The sequence below is a fragment of the Sediminicoccus sp. BL-A-41-H5 genome (assembly GCF_050632405.1).
Lineage (GTDB): Bacteria > Pseudomonadota > Alphaproteobacteria > Acetobacterales > Acetobacteraceae > Roseococcus.
The window spans coordinates 778,696-797,217 of record NZ_CP192601.1 but is presented as its reverse complement, the minus strand read 5'-3'; the positions used below and the strand labels follow the sequence as shown (position 1 = coordinate 797,217).

General features: G+C 69.6%; 17 protein-coding genes. 5 read left to right on the top strand and 12 right to left on the bottom strand.

What is annotated here, in order from left to right:
- Nucleotides 1–10: 10 nt before the first annotated feature.
- Nucleotides 11–1,774 (bottom strand): ABC transporter transmembrane domain-containing protein, encoded by a 1,764-nt coding sequence (locus ACQ860_RS04040; RefSeq protein WP_431302126.1) that lies wholly within the window; start codon nt 1,772–1,774, stop codon nt 11–13.
- Nucleotides 1,775–1,855: 81 nt separating this feature from the next.
- Between ACQ860_RS04040 and ACQ860_RS04035 the strand changes: the two genes are divergently transcribed.
- Nucleotides 1,856–3,076 carry a Coenzyme F420 hydrogenase/dehydrogenase, beta subunit C-terminal domain gene (locus tag ACQ860_RS04035; protein ID WP_431302125.1) on the top strand — a complete coding sequence of 407 codons (1,221 nt, stop codon included), beginning with the start codon at nt 1,856–1,858 and terminating at the stop codon, nt 3,074–3,076.
- A gap of 53 nt (nt 3,077–3,129) precedes the next feature.
- Nucleotides 3,130–3,486, top strand: coding sequence for a hypothetical protein (locus tag ACQ860_RS04030; protein ID WP_431302124.1), 357 nt, complete (start codon nt 3,130–3,132; stop codon nt 3,484–3,486).
- A gap of 18 nt (nt 3,487–3,504) precedes the next feature.
- Here ACQ860_RS04030 and ACQ860_RS04025 read toward each other — a convergent pair whose 3' ends face one another.
- On the bottom strand, nt 3,505–5,442 hold the full coding sequence (locus tag ACQ860_RS04025; RefSeq protein WP_431302123.1) for an FG-GAP repeat domain-containing protein: 1,938 nt from the start codon (nt 5,440–5,442) through the stop codon (nt 3,505–3,507).
- 110 nt (nt 5,443–5,552) lie between these two features.
- Nucleotides 5,553–6,812, bottom strand: a complete 1,260-nt coding sequence (locus ACQ860_RS04020; RefSeq protein WP_431302122.1) for a D-amino acid dehydrogenase — start codon at nt 6,810–6,812, stop codon at nt 5,553–5,555.
- Between the two features lie 130 nt (nt 6,813–6,942).
- Between ACQ860_RS04020 and ACQ860_RS04015 the strand changes: the two genes are divergently transcribed.
- The 3 genes from ACQ860_RS04015 (at nt 6,943) to ACQ860_RS04005 (ending at nt 11,158) form a co-directional block, all read left to right on the top strand.
- Nucleotides 6,943–7,389, top strand: a complete 447-nt coding sequence (locus ACQ860_RS04015; RefSeq protein ID WP_431302121.1) for an Lrp/AsnC family transcriptional regulator — start codon at nt 6,943–6,945, stop codon at nt 7,387–7,389.
- Between the two features lie 52 nt (nt 7,390–7,441).
- Nucleotides 7,442–10,228 (top strand): phosphoenolpyruvate carboxylase, encoded by a 2,787-nt coding sequence (locus ACQ860_RS04010; protein WP_431302120.1) that lies wholly within the window; start codon nt 7,442–7,444, stop codon nt 10,226–10,228.
- Between the two features lie 69 nt (nt 10,229–10,297).
- Nucleotides 10,298–11,158, top strand: a complete 861-nt coding sequence (locus ACQ860_RS04005; RefSeq protein WP_431302119.1) for an SMP-30/gluconolactonase/LRE family protein — start codon at nt 10,298–10,300, stop codon at nt 11,156–11,158.
- A gap of 1 nt (nt 11,159) precedes the next feature.
- Here ACQ860_RS04005 and soxA read toward each other — a convergent pair whose 3' ends face one another.
- From soxA to ACQ860_RS03960, 9 genes are all read right to left on the bottom strand, one after another.
- Entirely contained in the window at nt 11,160–11,888 is a 729-nt protein-coding gene (soxA, locus tag ACQ860_RS04000; RefSeq protein ID WP_431302118.1) for a sulfur oxidation c-type cytochrome SoxA, read from the bottom strand.
- On the bottom strand, nt 11,888–12,211 hold the full coding sequence (locus ACQ860_RS03995) for a thiosulfate oxidation carrier complex protein SoxZ (RefSeq protein WP_431302117.1): 324 nt from the start codon (nt 12,209–12,211) through the stop codon (nt 11,888–11,890). The genes soxA and ACQ860_RS03995 overlap by 1 nt, the downstream gene beginning before the upstream one ends.
- A gap of 1 nt (nt 12,212) precedes the next feature.
- Nucleotides 12,213–12,635 carry a thiosulfate oxidation carrier protein SoxY gene (locus ACQ860_RS03990; RefSeq protein ID WP_431302116.1) on the bottom strand — a complete coding sequence of 141 codons (423 nt, stop codon included), beginning with the start codon at nt 12,633–12,635 and terminating at the stop codon, nt 12,213–12,215.
- A gap of 4 nt (nt 12,636–12,639) precedes the next feature.
- Entirely contained in the window at nt 12,640–13,068 is a 429-nt protein-coding gene (gene soxX / locus ACQ860_RS03985) for a sulfur oxidation c-type cytochrome SoxX (RefSeq protein ID WP_431302115.1), read from the bottom strand.
- A complete protein-coding gene (locus ACQ860_RS03980) occupies nt 13,068–15,242 on the bottom strand; it encodes a molybdopterin cofactor-binding domain-containing protein (protein WP_431302114.1) in 2,175 nt (724 codons plus the stop codon). The genes soxX and ACQ860_RS03980 overlap by 1 nt, the downstream gene beginning before the upstream one ends.
- 14 nt (nt 15,243–15,256) lie before the next feature.
- Complete coding sequence (locus ACQ860_RS03975) at nt 15,257–15,715, bottom strand: (2Fe-2S)-binding protein (protein WP_431302113.1); 459 nt, start codon at nt 15,713–15,715, stop codon at nt 15,257–15,259.
- 74 nt (nt 15,716–15,789) lie between these two features.
- Nucleotides 15,790–16,950, bottom strand: a complete 1,161-nt coding sequence (locus tag ACQ860_RS03970; RefSeq protein ID WP_431302112.1) for an acyl-CoA dehydrogenase family protein — start codon at nt 16,948–16,950, stop codon at nt 15,790–15,792.
- 28 nt (nt 16,951–16,978) lie between these two features.
- On the bottom strand, nt 16,979–18,106 hold the full coding sequence (locus tag ACQ860_RS03965; protein WP_431302111.1) for a CaiB/BaiF CoA transferase family protein: 1,128 nt from the start codon (nt 18,104–18,106) through the stop codon (nt 16,979–16,981).
- A gap of 61 nt (nt 18,107–18,167) precedes the next feature.
- The gene (locus ACQ860_RS03960; protein WP_431302110.1) at nt 18,168–18,509 is read right to left on the bottom strand and encodes a DUF6525 family protein; all 342 of its coding nucleotides are present in this window, start codon (nt 18,507–18,509) and stop codon (nt 18,168–18,170) included.
- Nucleotides 18,510–18,522 lie beyond the last annotated feature (13 nt).

Here is an 18,522-nt window from a genome sequence, read left to right as displayed (position 1 = left end):
GCACCCGGCCTCAATCCGCGTCGAATTGCAGGGCGGCGAGCCGGGCATAAAGCCCGCCCTCGGCCACCAGCGCATCATGCGTGCCCATCGCCGTGATGCGCCCGCCCTCCATCACCACGATGCGATCCGCGCGCCGCACCGTGGCCAGGCGATGCGCCACCACCAGCGTCGTGCGCCCCTGCGCGAGGCGGGCCAGGGCCTGCTGCACCGCCTGCTCGGATTCCGCATCGAGGGCGCTCGTCGCCTCGTCCAGCAGCAGGATCGGCGGGTCGCGCAGGATGGCGCGCGCGATGGCGATCCGCTGCCGCTGCCCGCCCGAGAGCATGACACCCTTGGCGCCGAGCGAACTCTGATAGCCCTCGGGCAGCGCCATGATGAAATCATGCGCCGCCGCCGCCCGGGCCGCCGCCTCCACCTCGGCATCCGTCGCCGCCGGCCGGCCGTAGCGGATGTTCTCGGCGGCGCTCAGGCTGAAGATCACCGGGTCCTGCGGCACCAGCGCGAGCCTTCCGCGCAGCGCCTCGGGATCGAGCGCGCGCAGGTCCACGCCGTCCAGCGTCACGCGGCCCTCGGCCGGGTCGTAGAAGCGCAGCAGCAATTGCAGCACGCTGGTCTTGCCCGCGCCCGAGGGGCCGACCAGCGCGACCGTCTCGCCCGGCCGCACATCGAGCGAGAAGCGGTCGAGCGCCGGCGTGTCCGGGCGCGTCGGGTAGCGGAAGGTGACCGCCTCGAAGGCGAAGCGCCCCTCGGGCGGCGAGGGGAGGGGCAGCGGGTTCGCCGGCGGCGCGATGCCGGGCCTGGTCTCGATCACTTCGATCAGCCGGTCCGCCGCGGCCGCCGCGCGCTGGATCTCGCCCCAGAGCTCGCTGATCGTGGCCCCGCTGCTTGCCAGCAGCACGGCATAGAAGACGAAGGCGGAGAGCTGGCCGCCCGTCATCCGCCCCGCGATCACATCCTGCCCGCCCACCCAGAGGCTGAAGGTGATGGCGCCGAAACCCAGCAGGATGACGATCAGGATCAGCACGGCGCGCGATGCCACGCGGCGCAGCGCCGCGCCCACGGATTGCTCGATCTCGGCTGCGAAGCGGGCCCGGTCCTCGCGTTCATGGGTGAAGGCCTGCACGGTGCGCAGGCCGTTCAACGTCTCCTCCGCCGTCGCGGCCAGGTCGGCCACGCGCTCCTGCGCGGCCTTGGAAAGCCGCCGCTCCCGCCGGCCGAAGAGCACCAGCGGCCCCACCACGAGGGGGACCACCACCACCACGATGCCGGCGAGCTTGGGGCTCGTCATGATCAGCAGCGCGAGCGCGCCCGTCGCCGTCAGTGCGGTCCGCAGCCCCATGGAGATGGCCGAGCCGATGAGCGATTGCAGCAGCGCGATGTCCGCCGTCATCCGGCTCAGGATGTCACCCGTGCGCGCCGTCTCGAAATAGGAGGGCGAGAGGGTGATGACATGGTCGAACACCGCGCGGCGCAGATCGGCCGCGACGCGCTCGCCCAGCCAGGAGACGAGGTAGAAGCGCGTCGCCGTCGCGACACCGAGTGCGGCCACCACCGCGAACATGAAGAAGGCGGCGCTGTTCAGGCTGGCCGCGCTGCGGTCGGCGAAGCCCTGGTCGATCAGGCGTTGCAGCCCCTGGCCCAGCAGCAGCACAAGCCCCGCCGCCACCAGCAGCGCGACGGCGGCGGCCGCGGTGCGCCCGGCATAGGGACGCAGGTAGGGCAGGATCACGCGCAGCGAGGCGACGGAGCGGCGGGGGCGGGCGGTTTCACTCATGCGGGGGCAGCATCGCACAAAGCCTGTTGGCGCGCAGGTGGCGCGTGGCCTAGCTTCTCGTAAAAGGATTGAGGACAGGCCTTGGACCATCCACCGATTTGGGCGCCCCCGCTGCGCGCGGCCGCGCCGCGCGGCCTTTGCACCGATTGCGGCGTCTCGCGCCTGGAGAACCCCAAGGCCTGCGGCGCCGCCTGCCAGTTCATCGCGCCCGACTACCCCCGGATGGAAGCCCAGGTGCATGGCCGCGCGCGCGACCCCGCGCGGCCGGACGAGCTGCATTTCGGCCCCTTCCGCCGCATGCTGAAGGCGTCCCTCAAGGCCCCGCTGCCCGGCGCGCAATGGACGGGCATCACGACGCGCCTCGCCGCGCGCCTGCTGGAGACCGGCGCCGTCCAGGCCGTGCTGACCATGGCGCCCGATGCCGAGGATCACTGGAAGCCCGTGCCCGTCCTCGTCACGCGGGCGGAAGGCATGGCGCAGGTGCGCGGCATGCGGATGGGCTATGCGCCGCTGCTGGCCCTGCTCGAACCCGCGCGCGCGGCGGGGTACACGCGCCTCGCCGTCATCGGCATTCCTTGCCAGGTCCATGCCCTGCGCGCGCTGGAGAAGGAACTGGGGCTCGAGCGGCTCTACGTCATCGGCACGCCGTGTTCGGACAACACGACGACGGAGAGCTTCCATCGGTTTCTCGACCTGCTGGATGACGATCCGGCTTCCATCACCTACCTGGAATTCCGCGCCGATTATCACGTGGAACTGCGCTTCACCGATGGCCGCACGCGGACCATCCCCTTCCTGCAACTGCCCATCTCGCAATTGCCGCCGGATTTCTTCCCGCTCACCTGCCGCACCTGCGTGGACTACACCAATGTGCTGGCCGACATCACCGTGGGCTACATGGGCGGGCAGGGGGAGCAATGGCTGCTGGTCCGCAACGAACGCGGCGAAGAGCTCGTGCAGCTCCTCGGCGATGAACTCCGCGCGGCGGCCCCTGGCAGCAAGGGCAAGCGCGCGAACGCCGTGAAGGGCTTCCTCGCCAATGTCGAGCGCGCGTCGGGCGGGTTGCCGCTGCGCCGCATGCCCGACTGGCTGCGCCCGATCGTGGGCTGGCTCATGCCGCGGATCGGGCCACGCGGCCTGGAATTCGCCCGCACCCGTGTCGAGATGAAGGCCTGCGAGACGGTGGTGCATCTGCGCCGCGAGGAACCGGCCAGCGTCAAGAACATGGTGCCCGCCCATGTCTGGGCGCTGGTCGAGCCTTATGGGATCAGGCCGCGCGAGGGCGAGCGGCGCGATCCGTGAAGCCCATGCCATAGCCGACCCGCCAAGCCCTGCTCCTGATCGGCGGTCTTGCCTTGCTCGGGCTGACGCCGCGCCAGGGTCAGGCGCAGACCGTCTCCTGCTGCCAGGGCCGCCTGATCGGGGCCAGCTTCCATCTCGGCAGCCGCGTCCTCAGCCCGGCCAGCGCCGAGCTGCGCTACAACATGGTGCTGCAAAACCCGGGCAACACCGCGATCAACTGCATCGTAAGGTTCCCGCAGCCGAGCAGCAGCGGCGGGCAGATCAATCGCCTGATGACGCTCGGCGCGGGGCAGCAGCAGGTCGTCCTGCTCGGGATCGAGACGATGCACCCCGATCTCGCGGGCGACGTGATGCGGGATTACGGGCCGCGATTCATGGTCGGATACGCCCGCGTCGAGTGCGGCGGCTGAGGCAGGAGGGAGCGCGCCTCAGAACACCATGTCGGTGTGCGTCACGCGCAGCATCAGGTCGTTGAAGTCGCCATCGCCGAAGGGCAGGCGGGTATCCTCGAAGCCGATCACAAGGCTGCTCGAGGGATCCAGCCGCGAGAGCGCCTGCACGCGCCCGCCGGCATTCAGCGGGTTCACGAGGTCGATCCGGTCGGCGTCCAGCGTGTGGAAGATGTCGCCCTCGACGATGCGTCCATCCCCCTCGCGGACCAGGAGCGGCGCACGGCTCCCGAGGCCGGCCTCGGTCAGATCCGCCCGCTCGCGGAAATAGAACTCGCCCGAGAGGCTCTCGTTCTGCGCCTGGCCGCCGCTCAACAGGAACAGGCCGAGCGTGTGGCCCTCGTGCATGAGCTGGATGTTCAGCAACTCGCCGGCCTGCGCGTTCAGGTCCAGGAAACGTGCCGCCCCCATCCGCCCCTCGGCATCGATGATGTAGTAGCCGAGCGCATTGTCATGCCGCGTGTTGCCCCCGACCAGTGAGACGGTCAGCGACTGGCTGCCATTGCCGGTCATTCGCGCGGGGCTGACGCCGTTGATCGCCCCGTCGCTGACCCTCTGCCCCTCCACCAGCGTCACCTGCGTTTCGATCGGCTTGGCCGCTGTCTCGTTGCCGTAGATGTAGAGGTGGTCGTCGGAGTTGTAGCCGCTCGCCAGGTCCGGCTTGCCGTCGCCATTGTAGTCGAACCCGGCGACGGCCAGGATGTCCGTGCCGAAGTCGAAGCCCGAGAACCAGAACATGTTCCCGGTCGTGCCCTGCCAGTCATAACCCACGATGACGTTGGAGGTGGCGCCATCCACCGAGACGATGTCGGTCAGCCCGTCGAGGTCGTAGTCCAGCAGCTTGCCGAGGTTGCCGCGCCCGATGCCGGGGAAGGTGATGTAGTTGTCCTGCTGGAGTGTCCGGTCCGGATTGAATCGCGCGACGTGGAGCGAGGAATTGAAGCTGATCACCACCTGGTCGACCGTGTCGCTCGCCTGACCGAGGACGCCCGCGATATCCTGCGGCTGTAACCAGTTGTTCGAGTACTTGTTGGACGAGGCCGTGTTGAGCAGCCCGGTCGTGGCCGCATTCGCGTCGCCCCAGAGGATGTAGGCGGGTGGGAAGGCGCCGGCACTGGTCCCCTGATCGCCATGCATGGCGAACGCCACGTCCACCTGGCCATCCCCGTCGAAATCCCCCGTGCTGACGCGCGGGGTGATCAGGGCGTCCCGGCCGCTGAAGAAGCTGGATGACTGGCCGCCGAAATTGTCTCCCGTCGGCTGCCAGCCGTTGAGGAAACTGAACGTGCCGGTGCCGTTGCCGTAGCCGATCGCGTAGCAGATCGAAGTGACGACCGAGTTCCCGTCGGATGCGTTGGTCGAATAATTGTTCACGCCCACGACGATGACGTCGAGGAAGCCGTCATGGTTGAAATCCGCCGTCGCCAGATCGGACGCCTGGATGATGGCGCCCTCGATGTCCAGCTGCATCGAGCCGGGGCCGATATAGGACACGACCTCCGGGGTATTCTGGAAGGGCAGGATGCCAAGCCCCGTCGCGCCGTCGGACTTGAGCGCCGTGATGTAGGTGGCCCCGGGCTCGGCCTGCGTGGATGCGGTGAGGTTGGCGGTGATCAGATCCTGGTAGCCGTCATTCGAGAAATCCACCGCGATGGCGTAGGTGTAGTAGTGCGAGCCGAAGAGGATCGAACTCTGGAAGCTTTCGCTGCCCGGATTGTAGGTCCGGTAATGCAGCCCGTCGGACTGCACGAAGACCACATCGGCCGTGGCCAGCGAGGCGAAATTCCCCCCGGTCGTGCCGGAAATGTCGTTGCTTTCCTGGAGCCGGAAGGCCAGCGGCGCGTAGAAAGTGCTGTAGGCCTCGACATCAGACCCGATTGTGAAGCTGCGAGGGAGCGTGTTGATGCCCGATGCCATGTCTTCGTCTTCCCCACGGAATGCCGCGTCGTAGTGCGATGATGGGTGCAGTCGGGCGGCGCCGCAATGGGGCTTGCCCCCATGGGCAGGTCTTGGCGGCCCGTCCGCCCTCACGCCACCGCGTAGCGTGCCGGCGCCAGGTCCGTCGCTTCGATCTCGGGCTTGCGCGCGCTCATCAGGTCCGCCAGCACACGGCCCGAGCCGCAGGCCATGGTCCAGCCCAGCGTGCCGTGGCCGGTGTTGAGGAAGAGGTTCTCGTAGCGCGTGGGGCCGACGATGGGCGTGCCATCCGGCGTCATCGGGCGCAGGCCGGTCCAGAACTGCGCGTGCTCGATATCGCCGCCCTCCGGAAACAGGTCGCGCACGGAATGGGCCAGCGTCTCGCGCCGCGGCGCGCGCAGCTTGAGCGAGAAGCCCGCCAGCTCCGCCGTGCCGCCGACCCGGATGCGATCACCCAGGCGCGTGATGGCGACCTTGAAGGTCTCGTCCATCACGGTGGAGACCGGCGCGGCATCCGGGTTCGTCACCGGCATGGTCAGCGAATAGCCCTTCACCGGATAGACCGGCACATGCACGGCCAGCGGCTTGAGCAGCGCCGTCGAATAGCTGCCCATGGCGACGACGTAGCGATCGGCGGTAAAGATGCCCTGGTCCGTCTCCACGCCGGTGATGCTGCCGCCCAGATTGTGCAGCCGCCTGATCGTGACACCCTGGCGAAAGGTCACGCCGGCCGCGGCCGCCATCTCGGCCAGGCGCCGGGTGAAGATATGGGCATCCCCCGTCTCGTCGCCCGGCAGGCGCAGCCCGCCCACATATTTGCCGGCCACGCGCGCCAGCGCGGGCTCGGCCGCCACGCATCCGGCCGCGTCCAGCACGTCATAGCGCACGCCGAACTGCTCCAGCACGCCAGTGTCGGCGCCGACCGCGTCCAGCTGCTTCTGCGTGCGGAAGAGCTGCAGCGTGCCCTGCATGCGCTGGTCGTAGGCGATGCCGGTCTCGGCGCGCAGGTCGCGCAGCGCATCGCGGCTGTATTCGGCGAGGCGCACCATGCGCGCCTTGTTGGTGGCGTAGGCGGCCTCGGTGCAATTGGCGAGCATGCGGGCCAGCCAGCCATAGAGCCCGCCCTCGGCCTGCGGCCAGACCACCAGGGGGCGGTGGCGCATCATCAGCCATTTCAGCGCCTTCGTCGGGATGCCCGGCGCGGCCCAGGGGGCCGAATAGCCTGGCGAGACCTGGCCCGCATTGGCGAAGCTGGTCTCCATGCCGGGGGCGGATTGCCGGTCCAGCACCGTCACCTCATGGCCGGCACGGGCCAGGTACCAGGCGCTGGTCACGCCGACGACGCCGGAGCCGAGAACGAGGATGCGCATGGAAGCCTCCGCCTGTGGGATGGAGGAAGGATAGGCAGCGACAGGCGGCATTTCCGCCGATTTCGGCGTGTATCCTGCGAATGCGACGCTGATCTTGCACGATCCTGCGGAGATGTCGCAGATTCCACGCATGCACGCCCTCGACGAGATCGACCTCGCCATGCTCCGCGAACTCCGCCGCGACGCGCGGATGAGCAATGCGGCGCTGGCCGCCGCCGTCGGCCTCTCGCCCTCGGCCTGCCTGCGCCGCCTGCGCCTGATGGAAAGCCGCGGCGTCATCCGTGGCTACACCGTGGTGCTGGAGGAACCGGTGGAAAGCGCGGGTGTCACCGTCGTCGTCCAGATCACGCTCGACCGGCAGACCGATCAGCATCTGGCCCGCTTCGAGGCCGCCGTGCGCCGCTGCCCGGAGGTGCGCGCCTGCTACCTGATGACCGGCATCGCCGACTACCAGCTCCGCGTCGAGGCGCGGGATGCCGCGGATTACGAGCGGATCCACAAGGAACAGCTCAGCCGCATGCCGGGCGTGGCGCGGATTCAATCAAGTTTCGCCATCCGGGCCGTGATTCGGGGCTGAAGCCCGCGTTTTTTGCTGGCGAAGGCCTTCTTCGCAGGTGCAGCATGAATGCATGCCTGACGCCGCCCCCCCGCCCTCGCTCCTCGATGACCTGCTGGCGCGGCTGCATGCCGCCCGCGAAGGCGCGGCGCAGGACCCCTTCGGCGATCCCGTCCTGCTCATGGCACTGGCCATCAGCCGCCGGGTGGATGACGGCGCGCTGGACCTGAAAGCGCTGGAAGCGCTGGTGCAGCATCTGGCCGATGACGCGGCGGCCGGCCGCGCGCGGCGCCTCGCGGCCTATCTCGGCCACCAACCGGGCATCGCGCCGCCGCTCGAAGGGATCGCAACCCGCCTGGTCCGGCCCGACCCGCTGGACAGCCCCGTCCCCTTCGCCGCCTATCGCGAGGCGGTGGAGCGCACGCGCTTCTCCGCCGTCTTCACCGCGCACCCCACCTTCTCGCTGCCCGCCAGCACGGGCGAGGCGCTCGCCATCGCCGCCACCCATGGCGAGGCCCCGCCGCGCGGCCTGCCGCATCGCCCGGCGCCCATTGATCTCGCCGCCGAATTCGCCCAGGCGAACGCCGCGATCACCCGCGGCCGCGATGCGCTGGACGCCTTCGCCCGCGCGCTCTTCCAGGCCGCGCAATCCGTCTGGCCCGACCGCTGGGCGACGCTGCGCCCGAGCCCCATCACGCTCGCCACCTGGGTCGGCTATGACACGGATGGCCGCACCGATATCGGCTGGTGGGACACGCTGCGCCTGCGCCTCGCCATGAAGCGGCTGCAGCTGGAGCGCCTCGCCGCGCAGCTCGCGCCGATCGCCTGTGCCGCCCCCATCACCGCGCGCCTGGGAGAAGCGCTTGAGGCCGTCGCCGCGCAGATCGCCGCCGTGCCGGAAAAGCCCGAGCCCGCCTCCGTCCAGGCGCTGGCCGCCGAGATGGTGACGCGGCGCGAGGCGGCGATGACCGATCTTGCCCCCATCCTCACCCTCTTCGAGGCCGCGCTGGCGCAGGCGCCGGATGACGAGACCCGCCTCGCGCTGGCCGTGGCGCGCGCCGGTTTCGCCGCCCACGGCCTCTCGCTCGCGCATACCCATGTCCGCCTCAACTCGCTCCAGCTCCATAACGCGCTGCGCCAGAGGCTTGAGCTCAGCACCGCGCCCGAGGACATGGCGATGCGCCGCGGCCTGCTGGCGCAGATCAATGCGGCGCTGGCCAGCGTCACCCCGCGCCCGGTGGATTTCGGCGCGCTGCTGGCCGAGCAGGCCTCCGCCGCCAAGCTCATGATGAACATCGCGCAGATCGCGAAGCATGTGGACGGCTCCGCCCCCGTGCGCTTCCTGATCGCGGAGACCGAGACGGGCTACACGCTGCTCGCCGCCCTCTGGCTCGCCCGGCATTTCGGCGTGGAGCGGCATGTCGAGATCTCGCCCCTCTTCGAGACCGCAAGCGCCCTCGAACATGGCGAGCGCGTGCTGGACGAGGCTTTGCGCAGCCCGCATTTCCGCGACTATCTCCGCCTGCATGGTCGGCTCTGCCTGCAATTCGGCTATTCGGATTCCGGCCGCTATGTCGGCCAGCTCGCCGCCTCCTACCTGGTCGAGCGGCTGAAGCTGCGCCTTGCCGAACTGCTGCGCCGGCATGGCCTTTCCGATGTGGAGCTCGTCCTCTTCGACACGCATGGCGAGAGCATCGGCCGCGGCGCGCATCCCGCGAGCCTGCGTGACCGCCTGGAATATCTCTTCCCGCCGCAGCAGCGCCTCACCCTCGCCGAGGCGGGCTTCGCCGTGCGCGAGGAATCGAGCTTCCAGGGCGGCGACGGCTACCTCCTCTTCGGGACGGAGGCGCTGGCGCAGGCCACCATCGCCCGCATCGCCGAACACGCCTTCGCCAAGCCGCCGCGCGAGCGCGATCCGATCTATGCCGAGGCCGATTACGGCGCCGATTTCTTCGCGACGCTGCGGCGCGAGGTGCAGGCGCTGGTGGAAGATCCGGGCTATGCCGCGCTGCTGGGCGGTTTCGGCCCCGGCCTGCTGGAGCGCACCGGCTCCCGCCCGGCCGCGCGGCAAACCGACGGCATGGGCGGCCCCGCGCGGATCAGCCACCCCTCGCAGCTCCGGGCCATCCCGAACAACGCGATCCTCCAGCAGGTAGGGTGGCTCGCGAACACCATGCATGGCCTGGGTGCCGCCGTCGCCGCCAACCCCGAGGCCTTCAACGACCTTCGCGCCCGCTCGCCGCGCTTCGCCCGGGCGCTCGCCATGGCGGCGCGCGCGGCCGAATGCTCCGATATCGGCGTGGTGCGCGCCGTGATCGGCACGCTCGATCCCGGCACCTGGCTGGACCGCGCCGCCGCCACCTCACGCCCCGGGCGCGCGCAGAAGCTTCTCGCCGTCTCCGAACCACTGGATGAGCTGAACCTCCAGGCGCCGCTGCGCCGCCTCTATCGCCGCTTCCAGTCGGATCATCTCGCCTTGCGCGCCGCCTGGCCCGAATTGCCGGTGATGCCCGAGCGCCTCGTCCTGCTGCACGCGCTGCGCCTCGCATTCATCCATCGCCTCTGGCTGCTGGCCGTCAGCATTCCGGAATTCTCGCCGCGTCATGGCGCCACGCGGGAGACGGTGATCAGCCGCATCCTGGCGCTTGACGTCGAACCCGCCCTCGCTTTGCTGGAGCAGGTCTTCCCCGCCGCGCCCGACCCCGTCGCCGGGCTCGATTTCCATGAGCCCTCCGTACCGGGGGAGGGGGCCAGCTATGCGCGCGAGCACGCGGAGATCTTCCAGCCGATGCGCCAGCTTATCGGGCTGGTGCGCTTCTGCTCGGCGGCGGTGGCGGAGGAGGTCGGCTTCTTCGGGTAGACGAAAAAAGAGGCCTCCGGGGTCTGCGGCCATTGGCCCCAGACCCCGTTCCTTGGCTACGCTTCCCGCATGGACATCCAGACCCAGCTCTTCGCCGAAATCCCCGCTTCCCTCCGCCGCCCTGTCGTCACCGAATGGTCCCGCGCCAACAAGCGCGGCGAAGCGGTGGCCAGCTTCCTCGAAGGGCCCTGCTTCGACCGGCAGGGCCGCCTCTACGTCACCGACATCCCGCACGGCCGCATCTTCCGCCTGGATGCGCCGGACGACTGGACCCTCATTGCCGAATATGACGGCGAGCCCAACGGCCTCGCCCTGCACCCCGATGGCGAGCGCATGTTCATCGCCGACTACAAGCAGGGCATCCTGGCGCTCGACCTCGCCAGCGGCGGCATCACGCCGGCGCTGCCCCGCCGCAACAGCGAGCGCTTCAAGGGCCCGAATGACCTCGTCTTCGCCCGCAACGGCGATCTCTACTTCACCGACCAGGGGCAGTCCGGCCTGCATGACCCGACGGGCCGCGTCTATCGCTGGCGTGCGGATGGCGGGCTGGACATGCTCATCAGCAATGGCCCGAGCCCCAATGGCCTCGTCCTCTCGCCGGATGAGGAGGTGCTCTTCGTGGCGATGACGCGCGACAATTCCATCTGGCGCGTGCCGCTGATGCCCGATGGCGGCACGGCCAAGGTGGGCCGCTTCGCCAGCTTCCATGGCATCAGCGGGCCGGATGGGCTGGCCATGGACGGGGAGGGGCGGCTCATGGTCTCGCATGCCTCGCTCGGCTGCGTGATCGTGCTCAGCCACCAGGGCGAGCCTGTCGCGCGCCTGCGCTCCTGCCGTGGGCCCACGGTGACCAACCTCGTCCTGCGGGAGGGGCGCGCCTTCATCACGGAATCCTCGACCGGTGCCGTGATGGTCGCGGATTGGCCCTAGCCTATCGCCGCAAGCCGGGCGCCTCGACGGGCATGCCCCGCGCGCGATGCGCGAGATACAGCTCCAGCGTCAGATACTCGCGCGATCCCAGCGGGAATTGCGTGGCGCGCACGCCCAACGAACAGGCGCGCAACCGCCGGTGCAGCGAACCCATGCTGTTCCACTCCAGCCGATAGGCCGGATAGCCCGTGCCGAGCCCGTTGGAGATCACATCGCCCCGCAGCCGGCGCCCCGCATTCGCGTCATGGCACTGCCCGCAGGCGAGGTTGAGCTGCCCTTGCCGCGTCTCGTAGAAGGCGCGCCCTTCCGCGAGAAACGCGGCTGCCGGCCCATCCACCGGGACCGACATCGCCATTCCGCGCGACTGCCGCGCGACCGCCGCCGTCATCGCCAGCAGGGCCTCGCTCTCCAGCCCGAAGGGCGGCGCGCCCTGGTTCTCCACCCGGCAGCGCTCGATCCGCCCCTCCAGATTCAGGAGCGCCCCATCCGCCGTGACGGCCGGATAGCGCGTCGCCACGCCGCGCATGGCGCTGATGTCGCCATGGCAGGATTGGCAGGAGGGCTCGCCCCGGCGCCAGAGCGCCTCGCCCTCATCCACCCAGAGCCAGCCCGGATGGCGCGACGGGTCCTCCTGCTGCGCGCGCAGCATGGGCGACAGGAACTCCTGCGAGGGCCGCACCTCCTGCGCCGAAACCGCGAGCGGCAGCAGCGCGAGCGCCAGCCAGCGCATCAGGTGACGACCAGCCGCGCCTCGCGCCGATAGACCGCGCCGCCATCCTCCTGCCATTCGAAGACCATCTCGCCCGTCTCCACCGCGATGGTCGTGAACTCCACATAGGGGTTGGCGGTGATGCCGGGCGAGAGCGCCATGCGGAAGACCTCCTCGCCCGCATAGGTCACGCTGAGCCTGTGCAGGATCTGCCGCGGCACCGGCGTCAGCCCGGGCCCGTCGAAGCCGCGCTCCATCGGGTGGCGGACGATGACGCGCACCGTCACCACCTGGCCGCGTTGCGCGGATGTCGGCAGCGTGATGCGGGCGATGATGTCGGACATCTCAACCCCCATCCACGCAGGCGCCGAGGATGACGATGACCTCCCGCGCGGCGCGATGCACCTGGCCGCGGCTGGTCTCGGCCAGCACGAGGATGGTCTGCGTGGTGGCCAGGCGAATGCGCGTCGCTACCTCGGCTCGCCCCGAGCGCGGCCCGAGCGTGAAGCTCGCCACGCGCGGGATGGGATTCTTCTCCGCGAGGATATGGATCGCCGTCACATGATCGGCCCGCGTGTTCGGGCTGTCCACGCGGATCGCAATGTCCACCGAATTGCCGTTCTCGGACAGTGTCGGCATCTCGATGGTGATGCCGGTCGGCGCCGGCAGCCGCCCCGCCAGGATGGATTGCTCCGCCGCCTCATAGGTCTCGGCGGCGAGCGCGGGACCGGCCACGAGCGGCAGGGCGAGCAGGCTTCGGCGTTGCATCACGTCACTCCTTCAGCCGCGCGAGATAGGCCACGACATCCTCGATTTCCAGCGCCGTCAGCACCGGCCGCCCGGCGTAGCGCGGGTCCACGCGCGTCAGTCCCTCCATGCGATGATAGGCGGGCATGATCGCCGCCGGATTGAGACGCGTCGGGTCCACCAGGCGCAACCGGATTTGCCCCGGCGTGAGGCGCGAGCCCACGCCGGCGAGCGAGGGCCCCACATCGCCCATGAAGCGCTCGCGCGCGTCGGGGATGGCGTGGCAGATCAGGCAATTCGCCGTCTCCCGGTTCTTCACGATCGCCTCGCCGCGCGCGGCATCGCCCGGCGAGGGGACGAGCGGCGCCTCGATGGCGTCGCCCGTCACGCTGAAGCGCGCCACCTCGGCGGAGGCCGGGGTAGCGAGCAGCAGCAACGCAAGCGCGCCCCGCATCAGGCGCGGCGCAGATCCTGGTCCTTCAGCGGCACGGAGCGGATGCGCTTGCCCGTCGCGGCGAAGATCGCATTCAGCACGGCGGGGGCCGCCACCATGATGGTGGGCTCGCCCACGCCGCCCCAGAACCCGCCGGAGGGCATGACGATGGTCTCGACCTTCGGCATCTCCTCCATCCGCAGCACGGGGTAGGTGTCGAAATTCGTCTGCTCGATGGCGCCGTCCTTCACCGTGCATTCGCCATGGAGCAGCGCGGAGAGGCCATAGACGAAGCTGCCTTCCACCTGCATCTCGATCTGCTTCGGGTTCACCGCCACGCCGCAATCCGTCGCCGCCACGATGCGATGGATCTTGAGCTGCCCCTGCGCGTTCACCGAGACCTCGGCCGCGGCCGCCACATAGCTGCCGAAGCCCATCTGCTGCGCGATGCCGCGGAAGACGCCCGCGGGCGGCGCCGAGCCCCAACCGATGCGCTCGGCCACCGCGTTCAGCACGGCCAGATGCTTCGGGTGGTTCGCCATCAGCTTGCGGCGCAGCGCCAGCGGGTCCTGGCTGGTCGCATGCGCCACCTCGTCCAGGAAGCACTCGAGGTAGATGGCGTTCTGGTTGTGGTTCACGCCGCGCCAGAAATGCGGCGGCACATGCGTGTTCCGCATCGCGTGATCAATGAGCAGGTTCGGGAAGCTGTAGCCGATGGCGCCCTCGGCGCCCCCCGCGTTCAACCCCTGGAACTGCACCGGGTCACGCCCGTTCTGCAGCGCGTTGGGAAACACGAAGGAGAGGATGGACTGGCCCGAGATGCGCATGTGCAGGCCGGTGATCTCGCCATTCGCATCCACGCCCGCGGTCATCTTGGCCTTGGTGACGGGGTGGTAGCGCCCCTGCACCATATCCTCCTCGCGGGTCCACATGGTCTTGATCGGCACGCCGGGCACCTGCTTCGCGATGAGCACGGCGTCGATCAGCCAGTCATGCGTGGTGCGCCGGCCGAAGCCGCCGCCGAGATCCACGCGGTGCACGTCGCATTGCGTCTGCGGCAGGCCGGCGGCCTGGGCGGTGGCGACCAGCGCGGCCTCGCCATTCTGCGTCGGGCACCAGACGTCGCAGCGCGTGGGCGTCCAGACCACCGTCGCGTTCATCGGCTCCATCGGCGCGTGGTTCTGGAAGGGGTAGGAATAGACCGCCTCGATCTTGCGGGGCGCGGCCGCGATGGCGGCGCGCGCATCGCCATTGCTGTTGCCGACGAAGGCTTCGGTCGCGTTCAGCCCCTCATCCAGGCGCGCCTCGATGTCGGATTGCTGGATGCGCGCATTTGCGCCGCCATCCCACTGGATTGGCAGCGCGTCCAGCGCGGTCTTGGCCTGCCAGAAGGTGTCGGCGACGACGGCGACGCCGTAATCCCCCACCTGCAGCACATGCTTCACGCCGGGCATGCCCGCCACACGCGCCGCGTCGAAGGACTGCACCTTGCCGCCAAACACCGGGCTGCGCTTCGGCACCGCCACCAGCATCCCCGGCATCTTGAGGTCCGAGCCATAGATCAGCTTGCCCGTCGTCTTGTCCGCCGTGTCCAGGCGCGGGACGGAGTGCCCGATCAGCGTCCACTGCCCAGGCTCCTTCAGCGGCACCTGGGTAGGGGGCGAGAGGCGAGCGGCCTCCGCCGCCACCTCGCCATATCTCAGCGTCCGGCCGGTCGGCGTGTGGGTGATCACGCTGTCTTTCGCCGTGCAGGTGGCCGGCTCCACGCCCCAGCGCGCGGCGGCGGCCTGCACCAGCATGATGCGAGCGGCGGCTCCGCCCCGGCGGACATAATCCTGGCTCTGTCGGATCCCCTGGCTGCCGGCGGTGAGGAAATTGCCCCAGGCGCGGTTGCGCGCCAGGCTCTGGCCGGGCGTGACGTACTCGGTCGAGATCTTCGACCAGTCGCAATGCAGCTCCTCCGCGATCATCTGGCAGAGGCCGGTGCGCGTGCCCTGGCCCATCTCGGTGCGCGCCATGCGCAGCACCACCCGGTCATCCGGGTGAATCACCACCCAGGCATTGATCTCCGGCGTGGCATCGGGGGAGGAGCTCGCCCCTTGGGCCAGCGTGCCGCGCGGTGCCAGGTGGAAGCCGACGACGAGCGCGCCCGCCGCCTGCATGAGCGAACGGCGCGAGGTGCGGATATGGTTCATGAAACGCGCCCCCCTCAGCCGGCCAGCCCGCGCGCCGCGCGATGAATGCCCTCGCGCACGCGGTTGTAGGTGCCGCAGCGGCAGATGTTCGTCATCGCCGCGTCAATATCCTCATCCGTGGGGCGCGGCTTCTCGGCCAGCAGGGCGGCGGCCGCCATGATCATGCCGGACTGGCAGAAGCCGCATTGCGGCACGTCCAGCGCGCGCCAGGCCACCTGGATCGGGTGGTTCCCATCCGGCGAGAGTCCCTCGATCGTCACGATCTGCTGCGCCTCGGTCACCGAGCCCAGCGTCACGCCGCAGGAGCGTGTCGGCACGCCATCCAGATGCACCGTGCAGGCGCCGCATTGCGCGACGCCGCAGCCATACTTGGTGCCGGTCAGGCCCACATGGTCCCGGATCGCCCAGAGAAGGGGCGTGTCGGGCGAGGCATTCACCTCCACCACGCGTCCATTGACGTTCAGCTTGGCCATGTCGGCTCTCCTTGGATTCTTCCGTTGCGCCGGGATATCGGTACAGGCATGGGTTGTTCAAGCGCGATCGCGCGTCACAGCGTGCGCGCGATGATCTCGCGCATCACCTCGGAGGAGCCGCCATAGATGCGGCCCACGCGCGCATCCGCCCAGGCGCGGCCGATCTCGTATTCGGCCATGTAGCCATAGCCGCCATGCATCTGCAGGAAGTCATCCAGCAGGCGGTTCTGCATCTCGGTGCCCAGCAGCTTGGCCGCCGCCGCCTCCTCGCCCGAGAGCTCACCCTTCATGTGGCGCGCGATGCAGTCATCCACATAGACGCGGAACATGGCGATCTCGGCCTTGGCCTGGGCCAGCTTGAAGCGGTGCACCTGGAAGTCGAAAACCGAATGGCCGAAGACCTGGCGCTCCTTCGTGTAGGCGATGGTCTTCTCCAGCATGGTCTCCATGCTGGTCGCGGCGCGGACCGCGATCACCAGCCGCTCCTGCGGCAATTGGTGCATCAGGTGGCGGAAGCCGCCATTCTCCTCGCCGATCAGATTGCCCACCGGCACACGCACATCCTCGAAGAACAGCTCCGAGGTATCCTGCGCATGCATGCCGATCTTCTCGAGCTTGCGGCCCTTGGTGAAGCCGGGCGTGCCTTCCTCCACCGCGATGAGCGAGACACCGCGCCGCCCCGCCTCCGGGTCCGTCTTGCAGACGACGATGACGAGGCCGGCATTCTGCCCCGAGGAGATGAAGGTCTTGGCCCCATTGATCACCCAATGGTCGCCATCGCGCACCGCGCGCGTCCGCACCGCCTTGAGGTCGCTGCCCATGCCGGGCTCGGTCATCGCGATGGCGCCGATGATCTCGCCCGCGGCCATCTTCGGCAGCCATTCGCGCCTGCGCGCCTCGCTCGCGTAAGCCGCGATATAGGGCACCACGATGTCCGAATGCAGCTGGAAGGCGACGCCCGAGGCGTTCACCCGGGCCAGTTCCTCGATGATGATGGCCGCATGGCCGAAATCGCCGCCCGCGCCGCCATGTTCCGGGTCCAGCATGGTGCAGAGGAAGCCCTGCGCGCCGGCCTTTCGCCAGACCTCGCGCGGGACGATGCCCGCGCGCTCCCAATCGCGGTGATGCGGTGCGATCTCGCGCTCGACGAAGCGGCGGAACTGCTCGCGGAACATCTCGTGCTCCGCGTTGAAGACCGTGCGCGGGCGGGGCGGGCGCGGGGCGTTGGTGTCCATGGGGTTCCTCCTGGCTTTGGGCGTGAGGCTAGCGGGTCGCGCGCTCGGGTGCGAGGGCATTGATCTCGGCCTCGGAGAAGCCGAATTCCGCCAGGATTTCCTGGCTGTGCTCGCCGCGCAGCGGCGGGGGCGCGGTGAAGCCGCCCGGCGTGCGGGAGAAGCGGGGTGCGGGGGCGGGCTGCATCGCGCCGTGATGCTCGACGAAGCTGCCCCGCGCCGCATTGTGCGGATGGTGCGGCGCTTCCGCCATGGAGAGGATGGGCGAGACGCAGGCATCGCTTTCGGCGAAGATCGCGGCCCATTCGTCGCGCGTCTTCGTCATGAAGGCCGCCGCCAGCAGCGCCTTGTGCGCGGCCCATTTCGCGGGCTCCATCCGGCCTTCGAACAGCTTCGGGTCCAGGCCCATCCTGGCCACCATCTCGTCGAAGAATTGCGGCTCGATGGGCCCGACGGCGACGAAGCCGCCGCCGGCGCAGGCGTAGCTGTCGTAGAAGGAGGCCGCGCCATCCAGCAGGTTCGCCGCGCGATCCTCGCCCCAGCGGCCGCGCGCCTTCATGCCGAAGATGGGCGCCATGAGCAGGGCCGCGCCATCCACCATCGCCGCATCCACCACCTGGCCCTGGCCGCTGCGCTCCCGCTCCAGCAGCGCGGCCAGGATGCCGAAGGCCAGCAGCATCCCGCCGCCGCCATAATCGCCGACCAGGTTCAGCGGCGGCGCCGGCGGCTCTCCCGCGCGGCCCATGGCATGCAGCGCACCGGTGAGCGCGATGTAGTTGATGTCATGCCCCGCCGCCTTCGCCAGCGGCCCCTCCTGGCCCCAGCCCGTCATGCGGCCATAGACGAGGCGCGGATTGCGCGCGCGCACCACCTCCGGGCCGAGGCCCAGGCGCTCCATCACGCCTGGGCGGAAGCCCTCGATCAGCGCGTCCGAGGTCTCGGCCATGCGCAGCACCGCCTCGATCGCCTCGGGCCTCTTGAGGTCCAGCGCCAGCGAACGGCGATTGCGCAGCGAAACATCGTGCCGCGATCCGGCCGGGCCTTCGGCGCGCTCGATGCGGATGACGGTGGCCCCCAGATCGGCCAGCAGCATGGCGCAGAAGGGGCCTGGCCCGATGCCGGCGATTTCCAGGATCTTTTGGCCGTGCAGCGGACCCATGATGACCTCCCATCTTTGGACGGGAGGCTAGGCGGGGAGGGGCGTTCCGTCGAGGGCGGCCTCAGCCCGTGGGCAGGCCGCGCGCACCGGCATAGCGCTGGATGCTGGCCTCGGCTGCGACATGCGGATAGGCCCGCGCACCCTTGGGCCAGGCGCGGGCAAAGGCCGCGACCTCGGCATGGTCCATGCGGCGAATGGTGCGGACCAGGGCGCGCGCCGCCTTGGCCGGCTTCAGCTTTTCGCGCTTCAACAGATGCACATGCCATTCCTGCGCGCGCAGCGGGCACCAATCCACCAGGGACTCGCGCAGCGCCGCGCGCACCTCGGGGGGCAGCGCGTCATAGGCGCGCCAGGCATCGCCCTTCAGCTGGCTGCGGGGCTTGGTGGCCGTATTGTTGTCCATGATGGACGAGGGC

What these genes read in the sequence shown, in the direction of transcription:
- ACQ860_RS04025 (WP_431302123.1), bottom strand. Translation starts at nt 5,442, where the DNA reads ATGGCATCGGGCATCAACACGCTCCCTCGCAGCTTCACAATCGGGTCT.
- ACQ860_RS03970 (WP_431302112.1), bottom strand. Translation starts at nt 16,950, where the DNA reads ATGGACACCAACGCCCCGCGCCCGCCCCGCCCGCGCACGGTCTTCAAC.
- ACQ860_RS03965 (WP_431302111.1), bottom strand. Translation starts at nt 18,106, where the DNA reads ATGGGTCCGCTGCACGGCCAAAAGATCCTGGAAATCGCCGGCATCGGG.
- ACQ860_RS03990 (WP_431302116.1), bottom strand. Translation starts at nt 12,635, where the DNA reads ATGCAACGCCGAAGCCTGCTCGCCCTGCCGCTCGTGGCCGGTCCCGCG.
- soxA (WP_431302118.1), bottom strand. Translation starts at nt 11,888, where the DNA reads ATGCGCTGGCTGGCGCTCGCGCTGCTGCCGCTCGCGGTTTCGGCGCAG.
- ACQ860_RS03980 (WP_431302114.1), bottom strand. Translation starts at nt 15,242, where the DNA reads ATGAACCATATCCGCACCTCGCGCCGTTCGCTCATGCAGGCGGCGGGC.
- ACQ860_RS04040 (WP_431302126.1), bottom strand. Translation starts at nt 1,774, where the DNA reads ATGAGTGAAACCGCCCGCCCCCGCCGCTCCGTCGCCTCGCTGCGCGTG.
- ACQ860_RS03975 (WP_431302113.1), bottom strand. Translation starts at nt 15,715, where the DNA reads ATGGCCAAGCTGAACGTCAATGGACGCGTGGTGGAGGTGAATGCCTCG.
- ACQ860_RS04010 (WP_431302120.1), top strand. Translation starts at nt 7,442, where the DNA reads ATGCCTGACGCCGCCCCCCCGCCCTCGCTCCTCGATGACCTGCTGGCG.
- ACQ860_RS03995 (WP_431302117.1), bottom strand. Translation starts at nt 12,211, where the DNA reads ATGTCCGACATCATCGCCCGCATCACGCTGCCGACATCCGCGCAACGC.
- ACQ860_RS04005 (WP_431302119.1), top strand. Translation starts at nt 10,298, where the DNA reads ATGGACATCCAGACCCAGCTCTTCGCCGAAATCCCCGCTTCCCTCCGC.
- ACQ860_RS04015 (WP_431302121.1), top strand. Translation starts at nt 6,943, where the DNA reads ATGCACGCCCTCGACGAGATCGACCTCGCCATGCTCCGCGAACTCCGC.
- soxX (WP_431302115.1), bottom strand. Translation starts at nt 13,068, where the DNA reads ATGCGGGGCGCGCTTGCGTTGCTGCTGCTCGCTACCCCGGCCTCCGCC.
- ACQ860_RS04020 (WP_431302122.1), bottom strand. Translation starts at nt 6,812, where the DNA reads ATGCGCATCCTCGTTCTCGGCTCCGGCGTCGTCGGCGTGACCAGCGCC.
- ACQ860_RS03960 (WP_431302110.1), bottom strand. Translation starts at nt 18,509, where the DNA reads ATGGACAACAATACGGCCACCAAGCCCCGCAGCCAGCTGAAGGGCGAT.